The 11,854-nt window shown below is 59.1% G+C and carries 11 protein-coding genes and 1 riboswitch; of the genes, 7 read left to right on the top strand and 4 right to left on the bottom strand.

The window, feature by feature from the left end; genetic code table 11:
• Positions 1–38 precede the first annotated feature (38 nt).
• Positions 39–207, bottom strand: a riboswitch (Lysine riboswitch).
• A 144-nt stretch (positions 208–351) separates the two neighbouring features.
• The 5 genes from DXB98_RS06050 to DXB98_RS06030 all read left to right on the top strand — a co-directional run bounded on the left by DXB98_RS06050 (position 352) and on the right by DXB98_RS06030 (position 4,407).
• Positions 352–1,539 (top strand): N-acetyldiaminopimelate deacetylase, encoded by a 1,188-nt coding sequence (locus DXB98_RS06050; RefSeq protein WP_233505108.1) that lies wholly within the window; start codon positions 352–354, stop codon positions 1,537–1,539.
• 2 nt (positions 1,540–1,541) lie between these two features.
• Positions 1,542–1,865 (top strand): hypothetical protein, encoded by a 324-nt coding sequence (locus DXB98_RS06045; RefSeq protein ID WP_147351606.1) that lies wholly within the window; start codon positions 1,542–1,544, stop codon positions 1,863–1,865.
• Positions 1,866–2,029: 164 nt separating this feature from the next.
• Positions 2,030–2,473 carry an FxLYD domain-containing protein gene (locus tag DXB98_RS06040; RefSeq protein ID WP_117743489.1) on the top strand — a complete coding sequence of 148 codons (444 nt, stop codon included), beginning with the start codon at positions 2,030–2,032 and terminating at the stop codon, positions 2,471–2,473.
• 32 nt (positions 2,474–2,505) lie between these two features.
• A complete protein-coding gene (locus DXB98_RS06035; protein ID WP_117743488.1) occupies positions 2,506–2,928 on the top strand; it encodes an XRE family transcriptional regulator in 423 nt (140 codons plus the stop codon).
• Between the two features lie 99 nt (positions 2,929–3,027).
• A complete protein-coding gene (locus tag DXB98_RS06030; protein WP_158553157.1) occupies positions 3,028–4,407 on the top strand; it encodes a protein kinase in 1,380 nt (459 codons plus the stop codon).
• 37 nt (positions 4,408–4,444) lie between these two features.
• Here the strand turns inward: DXB98_RS06030 and DXB98_RS06025 are convergent, their stop codons facing one another.
• On the bottom strand, positions 4,445–5,578 hold the full coding sequence (locus DXB98_RS06025; RefSeq protein WP_117743486.1) for a glucosaminidase domain-containing protein: 1,134 nt from the start codon (positions 5,576–5,578) through the stop codon (positions 4,445–4,447).
• Between the two features lie 396 nt (positions 5,579–5,974).
• Here DXB98_RS06025 and DXB98_RS06020 point away from each other — a divergent pair, with 396 nt between their 5' ends.
• A complete protein-coding gene (locus tag DXB98_RS06020; protein WP_099431498.1) occupies positions 5,975–7,231 on the top strand; it encodes an ATP-grasp domain-containing protein in 1,257 nt (418 codons plus the stop codon).
• An 84-nt stretch (positions 7,232–7,315) separates the two neighbouring features.
• Positions 7,316–8,062 carry an aspartate/glutamate racemase family protein gene (locus DXB98_RS06015; RefSeq protein ID WP_233502225.1) on the top strand — a complete coding sequence of 249 codons (747 nt, stop codon included), beginning with the start codon at positions 7,316–7,318 and terminating at the stop codon, positions 8,060–8,062.
• A gap of 125 nt (positions 8,063–8,187) precedes the next feature.
• Here the strand turns inward: DXB98_RS06015 and DXB98_RS06010 are convergent, their stop codons facing one another.
• The 3 genes from DXB98_RS06010 to DXB98_RS06000 form a co-directional block, all read right to left on the bottom strand.
• Positions 8,188–8,934 carry an energy-coupling factor transporter transmembrane protein EcfT gene (locus DXB98_RS06010; RefSeq protein ID WP_117743485.1) on the bottom strand — a complete coding sequence of 249 codons (747 nt, stop codon included), beginning with the start codon at positions 8,932–8,934 and terminating at the stop codon, positions 8,188–8,190.
• Positions 8,927–10,678 (bottom strand): ABC transporter ATP-binding protein, encoded by a 1,752-nt coding sequence (locus DXB98_RS06005; RefSeq protein WP_117743484.1) that lies wholly within the window; start codon positions 10,676–10,678, stop codon positions 8,927–8,929. The genes DXB98_RS06010 and DXB98_RS06005 overlap by 8 nt, the downstream gene beginning before the upstream one ends.
• Before the next feature lie 212 nt (positions 10,679–10,890).
• Positions 10,891–11,463, bottom strand: coding sequence for a hypothetical protein (locus DXB98_RS06000; protein ID WP_117743483.1), 573 nt, complete (start codon positions 11,461–11,463; stop codon positions 10,891–10,893).
• Positions 11,464–11,854 lie beyond the last annotated feature (391 nt).

Here is an 11,854-nt window from a genome sequence, read left to right as displayed (position 1 = left end):
CGCTACCTGCGCATCGAATCCGCATAGCGTGGACCCAATGTCCGGATAGCGCTCCCGCATTGCTGCAGACAGTCCTGCGGGTGTTTCCCGCAGGCCCACCAGGCTGTTCGTGCCCGAAAAACCCAGTTCGGCGGGTTTCGCCTCCCCACGGGGTCAAAGTCTGCCGACTCGCCCGCGGCTCTTCGTGCCCGCGCCTCTATCAAGTGGTAAAGACCCTACCACGTTGCACTTTACCAAACAAGAGTATTCGTATATAACGTTTAAAAAATGCAGGGATATGCTGGAAACATGTGTGCCACAATCCTGTATCACAATAAGTTGCAACAGATGTGCCTTACGAAGGGATTTTCTATGACCGAGCTCCAAGAACTCCGTCGCTATCGCCGCGATCTCCATCGCATTCCGGAGCTCGATTTCGATCTTCCGCAGACTATCGCCTATATCGAGGGCGTGTTGGCGCCGCTCGACTGCGAGCTGACCCATCCATGCCCCAGCTGCGTCTGCGCTTTCTTTGACGCTGGCGTTGGTGCCGCGCATGCCACGGCGATTCGCGCCGACATGGATGCGCTGCCCATTGCAGAGGCCACGGGCGCTGCCTTCGCCTCGTCTCATCCCGGTAAGATGCACGCTTGCGGGCACGACGGGCACATGGCCATGGCGCTTGCCGCCGCGACGTATGTCGACCGTACGATTCGCGAGCAGCCGGGCACCATTAAACGTAACGTGCTCTTTGTGTTCCAGCCGGCCGAGGAGACGACCGGTGGCGCCAAGACGGTGTGCGAGAGCGGTGTATTCGAGCGCTATGGCGCCGACCGGATCTTTGGCTTTCACGTGTGGCCCGACCTTTCCGCCGGCACGCTGGCGAGCTGCCCCGGTCCGCTGCTGGCACGTTCGAGCGAGACGCACATCCATATTCATGGCCAGAGTATCCATATCGCCAAGACCTATGGGGTTCCGGTCGAGGAATCGCACGATGCGGCACTGGCGGCTGCCAAGTTCTTGGTTGCCGAGCGCGAGCTGATGGACGAGCTGGGTGCCGATGAGCCCTGCATTGGCAAGTTCGGCCTGCTGCAGGCAGGCACCGTCTGCAATGCGGTGGCGGGGGAGGCCCATGTTGCCGGTAGCTTGCGTGTGTTTACGGACGCCATGTTCGACCGTGCGCGCGAGGGCGTACGCCGTGTGCTCGACGAGGCGTGCACCGCAACGGGCTGCACGTACGATCTCAATTTTGCCGAGGGCTATCCGCCAGTCGATAACGACCCCGAGCTGTTCGCCCACATTGCGCCCGCCTTGTCCGAGCTGCAACTTGTGGACGAGCCGCTGCTAATCGCCGAGGATTTCGCGTTCTATCAGCGCCATCTGCCGGGCGTGTTCTTTTTGCTGGGCACGGGCGTGCCAGAGGGACAAGAAAACCCGATCGATGCTGATGGCTGCCCAGCCTATACGATGAGCGCTCTGCATACCGATACCATGCTCTTTGACGAGGAAATCCTACTCAAAGGCCTCAATGTCTACAAACGATTGCTTGTGATGGAGTGACGATGAGGCGACGCCGACAATCTGTCGTGTACAGTCCTGGTGGGTGCGGGTGCGGCTTGCTGCTGCTCCCGGTTATTGCTGTGGGCATTGGCGTGATGTTTGCGCTTGCCGGGCTAGCCGCAGCGGCGCTCGTGCTGCTGATTGTCGCTATTGGCGTGACGATCTGGCTGTGTCGTTCTCGCGAACAGCGCCGTGCCGAAGGCAAGAGCAATGTTGGATGGACCATCTTTTTGGTTATTGCCTACCTGCTGAGCATCAGCTATTTGGCCTTCTTTATCCTGTTGGTTGTGAGCACCTTTACCGGGGAATCCGTCACGGTGGGTTGATGCACTGCCAGCAGACGGTCGCGTAAAGTGCGTTTGCTCGGCGTTTGGATAACTGCATTGGCCGTTTACCACAGCCTTAGCTCTCAGCTAATGAATCCAAGTTCAATCCTTTCTACGATGTGCTGTGTGCCGGCACGGTAGCCGGATCGTAGGAAGGATGAACAATGGCAAAAGAGGGAAAGAAGCCGATCGGCAAGATTGTCCTAGGCGTCATCGTGGTGCTGGTTATCGTCGGTGCCGTGGGCTCTATGGGTGGTAATTCAACCGATTCGTCTGCGAGCGATTCGGCAAAACCTGCCGAGGTGACACAGCAGGCTGAGGAGCAAAACGAACCGCAAGAACCGTATACCATTGCTGATGAGGCTGAAGACACCTCCAATCAGTTTGCCTACAAGATCACGGGCACGCTGACCAATAACACGGACAAGGAAAAGAGCTACATCCAGATTGAGTATGTTCTGTATGATGCCGATGGCAACCAGGTTGGAACGGCTCTTGCAAACACCAATCATCTGAAGGCGGGCGGCTCCTGGAAGTTCGAGGCGCTGGGTACGGTGTCTCCCGACCAGGTTGCTAGCTGGGAGCGTTCGGACGTAAGCGGTTTCTAGCATGCTGCATGCACTGGGGGAGGTGAAGTCGTATGCCCGATAAGAAACTGACCGAGGAGCTGCTCAACGAGCTCCTTGATGCGCCAAGTATCGATGGTTACATAAAGGAACACGACTTTGCCGCCCCGTCGCTTTCGGATTATCTAAAGCAGCTGCTGCAGGAAAAGGGACTGGAGCGTTCGCGCGTGGTCCGTATGGCCGACCTCAACGAGACGTTTGGCTATCAGATTTTTACCGGAGCGCGGCATCCGAGCCGCAATAAGGTGCTGCAGATTGCCTTTGCCATGGCGCTGACGCTCAAGGAGGCCAACCGCGCCTTGACAGCGGCAGGTGCCAATGTCCTCAACTGCAAAGATCGCCGTGATGCGATTATCATTTTCTGCATCGATCGTGGCTGCAGCCTGCAAAAGGTCAATGAGGAGCTGTATCGCTTTGGCGAGGAAACGGTGAGTTAGTGGCCGATGGCTGAGCCGGCGGTGTCACCAGAACAACCATGCAAACGAACGGGGCGCGGATGCCATGGGGTGTCTGCGCCCTGCGCTATGATGGAGGCTATGGATACTCAGACCCCAACATATTCTGATGACGAGCTGACCGCAGCGCTTGCCGAGCACCTGGCGTCGCTCGATCGCGACGACAGCTATCGCGTGGAGCGAGTGCTTAAGCGCTCGTCCGTTGAAACAACCGAGCTCGTGTACTTTGAAGGAACCGGCGGTGGTTCGCTCGGCCCCTTTGTCCGTAAACGCATCGATGCTTCGGCTCAAATCGGCGGGGCATACGAGCGTCTGTTTGCCGCCCAGCGGGCAGGTGGGCGTTTTGAGCACCTGCCCAGAATCGTCGATTGTCGTCGTGTGGGCGACGAGCTTAACGTGGTTATGGAATACATCGAAGGGGAGACGCTCGGGGTGCTGGTGGACCGTCTGGGAGCCACCCCCGATTATGCGCGTGAATTGTATCCTGCCCTATGCGATGCCGTGGGCGAGCTCCACGCCGGTTTTGCAATGGCGGGGGAGACGTCGGCGCCGGTGATCCATCGCGACCTCAAGCCGTCGAATATCATCGTGACAGGTGCCAACTATACGCCTGATGAGGGCCTGGCGTTTTCATCGCTGGTGATTATCGACTTGGGGATCGCGCGCGTGTGGCGCGATGGCGCCGATGCAGACACCGTCAAGTTCGGCACGCGACCCTATGCGCCACCCGAGCAGTATGGGTTTGGGCAGACGAGTGTGCGCAGCGACGTCTACGCACTTGGCGCCCTGTTGTTCTTCTGCTTGACGGGAGTCGACCCTAAACCAGGGCTCGACATGCGCGAGCAATGCGAGGCGCGTGGCATTCCCACTCCACTTGCCGATGCCGTCTGCATGTCGATGGCGCTCGACCCGGCCAAGCGTTTTGCGAGTGCGGAAGCGTTGGGACGGGCGACGCGCTCGGCATACGATCTGAGCCGCCCCGTGCGGCCTCCTACACCTGCGCCTGTCCGTACTCCGGCCTCGGAGACGGTGTTGACGCTCCAAGGGCTCCAGAACCCCGCAGGGCTTCCTAGGCCTGCCGCCTCCGCTGCATGCGGTCTGCTCTCTCGCGTTCCGGAGTCTCTGGGGCGCATTTGGAATACGCTTGTCTGCTTCTCGCTACTTGTGTTCTTTGCCGGAAGTCACTTTGCCGTCTTCCACCCCACGGGAGCAAACCAAGGCTACCCGACGTGGCTTCTCATAATCGAGTATTTTTTCTTTGTCGATGGCCTTATGGTGCTTATGCATTTTGCGCTGCTCGATAAGCGCCGTCTTCGTCGGCGATTCGTACTGCTCGACAGCTATCGCGGCAAGAAACTCGCGAAACTCTGGCTCAAGGCATTGGGTGTGCTGCTCCTATGCATGATCGTCATAGTCGCGGTTGCCAATGCGACCGGCGTCGTCGATACCTCCGCTACCTAAAAGAAAAGGGCCCCATTGGGGCCCTTTGCAGTCGCACTTAGATGCGGTTCATCTGAGCGGCGACTTTGTTATACCAGTCCTGCCACGTGGGCGGGCAGTACTTTTTGGCGGCTGCCGGGGTAAGCGTGGAGCCGTAATTGCGACCAAGATAGGCAACGTGGGCTGAGATGCCCTCGCTCCAGCTGCCGAAACTGCGCCAACCGCCGCCAACGGCGCTCCAGCCCCAGGCGTTGTAAGAATTGGCGCAATAAGCACCCTTGGTGCTCTCGATACAGGCGATGGCGGGGGACCAACGGGGGTCGACACCGGTATTCCAGGCGGCGACGGCAAAGTTATAGCCCTGGCCTGCCATGGGGGAGCCGGCGAGATAATTGTCGATGCGGCTTGTCCACTCATTAATGAACGAATCGTAATCGGAGCTACCGATATTGGAGTTGTTCACCGTGGTGTCGATGGTGGTGTTGGTGTTGGTGGCCTGGCTGCTGGAATTGCTGCCGCTTACGCCCTCGCCCGAGAGCTTCTCGGCGGCAGCGGCCTTATCGGCCTCAAGCTTGGCAAGCTCGGCGGCATTTTCCTGCTCGGCTTTTGCCTGTGCCTCGCTGCGGAGCTGCTGGGCCTGCGCCAGCGCATCCTCGGCGCTTTTCTGCTCTGCCTCAAGCTGTGACTTGGCCTGCTGGAGCTCGGCCTTGTTCTGCTCGAGTTCGGTTTGCATATTGTTGAGCTCTTCGATCTCGTCGACGCTCGAGCTCGTGATCTGGTTGGTGTATTTGCAGGTCGTGATGAACTCACCCAGGCTCTGCGCATTGACCAGGAAGCTCACGATGGGGTTGGTGCCCTTCTGGTATTTATACAGATCGCGCATGGCGGAGCTCGCCTTGGCCTGCTGATCGGGAAGCTCGGCTTCGATTTGCTCGATGCTGGCCTCGTTGGTGTCGATTTGCTTCTGAAGGTCCTCGAGCTTGGTGCGGGCCTCGTTGTAGGCGCCCGTGGCGGCTTCGATCTTCTGCTGGGCGGCGGAAAGCTGATCCTGCGTTGCCTGCGAGGCGGCATATGCCGCGACGGGGGAGAGCATCGGCGTGGCCGTCAGTGCAACGGCGAGCGCGGCGCTCGTGATGATACGAGCCGGCTTCGACGCGATGAGCGCTGCGGTGCGATGGTTCGAATGCTGCATCCAGTCCCTCTGCAATCAATCGTAGGTTATGGTTCGAAAAGTATTCTACTACTGCTTTCGACCTCAACTTGAACCTTAAAGGTTCTAAAGGGTCAAGTTGAACTTGAGGCTTTGGCTTTGACCTGCAGTTATATCGAATTGTTGAGAAACCATAGAGTTCAACTTTAACGTTACGAGGACCTGTTTGTGGGCGAGTTTTGGGCTGTGAAAGCTCTCTTAACGTGGGGTTTTGCAACTACAGGGCCCTATCGCGGTGAGCGCGGCTTTCATACTAGATAATTGCGTTGATTGCCATAGATACGGTGGAGCTTTAGGAGGAGACGGCCCGGCACGTTAGAATAAACAGGTTGCATAAAGACCGCTCAGCGTATGGGCAGTTGATGATAGGAAGTATCCATGGCATTGCAGTTTACAGAGCGTGAGTTTATCCCCGTGCTGCTCGGTGGCGACATCAACGCCTATTCGGTGGCGCGCGCCTTCTACGAGGAGTACCAGGTCAAGAGTCTGGTCTTTGGCAAGTATCAGACGGGTCCCGCGTACCGCAGTCAGATTATCGACTACACGCCCAACGTGGATATCGATACCATGCCCGTGATGCTCAGGACCGTCAACGGCATTGCCCAAGCGCATGCCGATAAGACGATTGTCCTTGTGGGCTGTGGAGATAACTATGTTGCCCTCGTGGCTCAGGCCAAGGATGCCCATGAGTTGGCGGATAACATCGTCGCGCCTTACGCTCCCTATAGCATGCTTGAGCAGTGTCAGAAGAAGGAGATCTTCTACGAGCTGTGCGAGAAGCATGGCGTGCCCTATCCGCATACCTTTACCTTCACCATGGCGATGCTGAATGCCCAAGGCGAGGCACCTGCCGAAGTGCTCGACCAGATCGATTTTCCTTACCCGATGATCCTGAAGCCTTCCGACGGCATCATGTGGTGGCAGCACGAGTTCGAGGGCCAGAAAAAGGCCTATGAGATTGCCGACCGTGCTGAGCTGGAACAGGTCATTCGCGACTCGTATGCCAGCGGCTACACCGACGACCTGATCTTGCAGGATCGCGTGCCCGGCAACGACGAGTACATGCGCGTGCTCACCAGCTATTCCGACCGCAACGGCAAGGTCCGCATGATGTGCCTGGGCCACGTGCTGCTCGAGGAGCATCAGCCCCATGGCGTCGGTAATCACGCCTGCATCATCACCGAGCCCAATGACGAGCTTATGGGTGGCGTGCGCAAGTTGCTCGAGGACCTTCACTTTGTGGGCTATTCCAACTTTGACGTTAAGTACGACGAGCGCGACGGCTCGTTTAAGTTCTTCGATTTCAACACGCGCCAGGGTCGCAGCAACTACTACGTCACCAACAGCGGCTTTAACGTTGCCAAGTATGTGGTGGACGAGTATGTGTTCAACCGCCCGTTTGAGCCGGAGTTTGTGACGGCGCAGGACGAGGCCCTGTGGATGGTCGTTCCCATGGGCGTCGTCGACAAGTACGTCAAGGATCCCGAGTTGCGCGCGAAGGTGCATCGCCTGGACAAGGAAGGCAAGGGCGCCGACCCTTCGTTTATGAAGGGCGACTTTGTCTTTAACCGCTGGCTGCGCATGTGGCACACCAAGCTGCGCCACTTTAAGCTGTTCAAGACGTATTACAAGTAGATGAGTGCGGCGCCCGTCCGGTTTACATCGGGCGGGCGCGGGTATGATACGCGCAATTGCGCGAGCGTCACCAAGGAGGCGGCTATGGAAAAGCTGGGAGTTATCGGCGGCATGGGCGCCGAGGCCACGTCGTATTACTACGACCAGGTGGTGCGTCATACGGCTGCTGCCTGCGATCAAGAACATATCGACATGGTGGTGCTCTCCAAGTCGACCATGCCCGACCGCACGCTGGCCATTAAGACCGGCGAGCATGCCAAGCTGCTGGCGACCATGAAAGAGTGTGCCCAGGCACTCGAGTCGCTGGGCTGTGCGCACATTGCCATTCCCTGCAACACGTCACACTACTTCTACGACCAGATCCAGTCGTTTACCAGGGTGCCGATCATTCACATGCCGCGCGAGTCGGTTCGCTATGCCCTTGCGGGTGCGGTGATGGGGGAGTGCGAGTTCGATCCCAATCTGAGCATGCCGGCCGAGCCGGTTCGCAAGATTGGCATTATGGGAACCGACGGCACCGTGGGTGCCGGCGTCTACGGGCGCGAGTGCGAGGCGGCAGGTGTCGAGGTTGTCTATCCCAGCGAGAAACGTCAGAACGATGTGATGTCGCTTATCTACGATGATGTGAAGGCCGGACGTGAGCCCGATATGGATAAGTTCGATCGCGTGATGTGGGAGTTCGCCCGTAGCGGCTGCGACCGCGTCATTCTGGCCTGCACCGAGCTATCGGTGCTGCAGAAGTACCGAGAGATGCCCGAGATTACCCTCGACGCCATGGATGTCCTGGTGCGCGAATCCATCATCCGCAGCGGCGCACTCTATCGCCTGTAGCTTCCGACCTGCCAAAAAGGGACAGGTTTATTTTGGTAGGTTTTATCTGTTGAAACAGTAAAGGCCTCGGCTCGTTTGGTGCGAGCCGAGGCCTTTTGCGTTGGGCGGTTGCTGTCAGTGGTGAACTAGAACAGGAAGCCGATGGCGATGAGGGCGATGCTGGCGATGAGCACGGCGATGTCCAGGCCCTTGATGGGGTAGCGCTTGTACGAGCTGGCGCGCGTACGCAGATAGAAGCCGCGCTGTTCTGCCGCCAAGGCCGTGGCATCGGTTTTGCCCACGCTCGAGATGAGCAGTGGCACGCACAGTGGCAGCATGAGCTTAAGCTTCTTGATGGGGTTCTTGGTGTCGTACTCGACGCCGCGTGCGGTCTGCGCCTCCATGATGGCGTTCATCTCCTGACCAAACACCGGCACAAAGCGCAGCGCCGTGGTAAAGGTGAAGGCATAGCGATACGGCACGTGCAGCACCTCGACGCAGGCGTTGGCAAGGTCGTTGAGCTTGGTCACCATGAGCATGAGGATGAGTGGTAACGCCACGCCCAGCAGGCGCAGACAGGCCTTCGATCCTGTGATGAGGCCCGTGTCGGTGATAAAGCCCCACACCACGTTGCCATCGCGCATAAAGGCCAGCTGGAGCACCAGCATGATAAGCGCGAGCGGAATCAGCAACTTGAGTAGCGAGAACAGACGGTTGACGACGCCGGCATAGGCACCCAGAGCAAGGGTGAGTGCCAAAAAGCCCAGCAGCGCCACATAGGTGTCGGATAAGAAGATGCCGACGATGATGGCGGCGGCGAGGCCCAGCTTGACAACGGGGTTCAGGCGATGCAGCAGCGTATCGCCCGGCATGTAGTCGATGACGTTAACCACGGTGGACCATCTCCTTGGTAATTCGAACGACATCGGTGACCTCGCTCACCTGCGCAAAAGCGGGCGAGACGGAAGATGCCAGACGGCGCGAGAGTTCAATAACCTGGGGAGGCTCCACGTAGGCACGCCGCATGAGATCGATGCTCGAGAATAGCTCGTGCGTGCGGCCGCGGTCGAGGATGCGGCCGTTTGCCATCACCACGATGCGCTCGGCAAAATCCGAAACGACTTCCATATCGTGGCAGACCATGATAACGGCGCAACCGCGCTCGGCCATGGTGCGCACCGTTTCCATGACGGTCATGCACTCGCGGTAATCAAGGCCGCTCGTGGGCTCGTCGAGCACGACGATCTTGGGCTCTACGACTACGACAGAGGCGAGTGCCACCATCTGGCGCTGACCGCGCGAAAGCGAGAAAGGTGCCTCATCGGCAGGCAGGCCAAAGCGGTCGATGACGAGTTGAGCACGACGCAGAGCCTCGGCGCGGTCCATGCCGCCAAGCTCCAAGCCAAAGGCGACCTCGTCGAGCACAGTGTCCTTGCAGATCTGACGGTCAGGGTTTTGGAAGAGGGTTGCGACTTCGCGGGCGATACGGCTCGTGGGAACGGCTGCGGTATCCAGTCCCGTGACGCGCACGCTGCCCGAGGCGGGCTTAAGCAGGCCTGTGAGCAGCTTGGTGAGCGTGGTCTTGCCGGCACCGTTTTGGCCGACGATGCCCACGAGCTCGCCGGGATAGAGGGTCAGGTTGAGGTCGTGGACGGCGGCGCCACCATTGGGATAGGCAAACTCAACATGATCGAAGGTGAGCACGGGCTCGGCGTCCTTGGCGTGCGGGCGCAACGACGGTGCGTGCGGTGAGCCGGCGGGTGCCTGTATGTCGCTGCTTGCGTGTGCGGGGTCGACGATGCCCGAAATCAGGCGCTCGGCCTCATCGACATCCAAGCAAGGGGTACCGCTTACCAGGCCATCGGCATGGAGGCTATTGAAGATACGCGTGACGCGAGGGCAGTCGACGCCGATGGCACGGAGCTCGTCGGTATGCGCGAAGACCTCGTGTGGCTCGCCCTGCAGCGCGATTTCGCCATGGTTGAGCACGAGCACGCGGTTGCAGTACTCCGAGAGCAGGGCGACCTTTTGCTCAACGACGACGATGGTGATTCCAAGTGCGCGGTTTGCCTCACGTAGCGTCTCGAAGACCAGCGTGGAGCTGGCGGGGTCGAGTGCCGCGGTGGGCTCGTCGAGAACCAAGACGCGCGGACGCATGGCGAGGATGGCGGCGATGGCTACCTTTTGCTTCTGTCCGCCCGAGAGGGTGGCGATCTCGCGGTCGCGCAGGTCGCTGATGCCGACGGTCTCGAGCGTTTCGCTCACGCGCTGCTCGATCTGGTCGTGGGGAACGCCAAAGTTCTCGAGTCCAAAGAGCATCTCGTCCTCGACGACCGAAGCGACCATCTGCGTGTCGATATCCTGCAGCACACTGCCGGCGATTTGCGACACGTCGGTGAGCGAGACTTCGCAGGTGTCGTGTCCGTCAACCATGACGGACCCAAAGAACGTGCCGGTGTAGTGGTGGGGCACGGCGCCCGACAGGCAGGCGGAAAGCGTGGACTTGCCGGCGCCCGAGGGCCCGATGATGCCGATGAAATCTCCCTTGTTCACGCTGAGCGAGATGTGGCTAAGCGCCTGCTCGGTCTGCGTGCCATAGGAGAACGAGACATCGTCGACGTTGATGATCGTTTCCATGGATACCTTTCATAGTCATTGGGGACGTTCTTACATGACTAGTCGTTTAAGAACGTCCCCAAGAGCTAGTTGTTTGGGACAGTCTTTGTTGGTGGAGTGCGGAGACGGCTTTACGAGGGGCCCCAGGTTGGCGCGAAAGAGGAGCGAAGCGTACTTGGGTACGCGAGCGACAAATGAACGCCAAGATGGGGTGGCTCGTAAAGCCGAGCGGGTTAATGGAGCCTAAGGGCCTTCTGGATGGGCAAGTAGAGGGCACCGACCAGAATGGCGTTAAAGACGGCGGTCATGGCGACGACGGGCAGCATAGCGGCGGCGAGCTCGCCCACCACGCCGAGCATGGCCATCTTGATGACCATGAAGATGACGCCCGAGACAAAGGTGGTCACGAACGTTGCGACGATGGCGACGGCAGACTTGACCTGTCCGTCCTTGGCAGCAGCGTTGACGATGACGGCCATGAGCATGGCGGCGATGCCCTCGGCGGCAAAATCGACGAACGGCGAGGTGGTGGTGATCTGGATCACGGCAGCCGAGATGAGGCCAATGACGAGCGCCTGGCCGATGTTGGGGCGAACGACCAGGATGGTGAGGCAGAAGGCCGAGATGATGAACTCGGGGCTGATCATGCCGCCCGAGATGCCCGAGATTGCCTTGCCGACGGTGAAGTTGAGGATGAAGCCGGCGGCGAGCAGGATGGCGAGCAGGACGAGGGCGCGGACATCGAGCTTGCCGCGGTCGGCGGTCTGGACGGTGCGGGGCTGGGCGGCGGTGGTGTTCTGAGACATGGTGAAAATCCTTTCGGAATGGGAGTGCAAGAGAAAAGCGGAGACGCGTGATGCGAATGCGATCGGGCTCGAGATAGAAAAAGGCCCCCGGTCGAAACCGGAGGCCTTCCAATCACCTAGAGCGCAAAAACAGGCGTGAGGGACTCACTGTCGACCGATCGAATTCGCATCACGCCACCACCAGTTGTTGAGAGAGTTCATCGTGTTCTTCATGTTGGTGGCTCCTTTCGTGATGCCGTGGCGCGGTCGTACCTTGTTGCTGTTGCGCTGCACTATAGCACAGCGAAGTGTGTGCGGGGAAATCTTTTTTAAAAAGATTTCAGGCGGGTTTCCCACCGGTCAAAAGAGCGGGCTGAGCGAACGAGGCTGCCATCGCTGCCTTGCCCGCTCA

The organism is Collinsella sp. OM07-12, from assembly GCF_003438275.1.
Classification (GTDB): domain Bacteria; phylum Actinomycetota; class Coriobacteriia; order Coriobacteriales; family Coriobacteriaceae; genus Collinsella.
The sequence above is the reverse complement of the archived record's forward strand: the minus strand, read 5'-3'. Positions and strand labels throughout refer to the sequence as shown.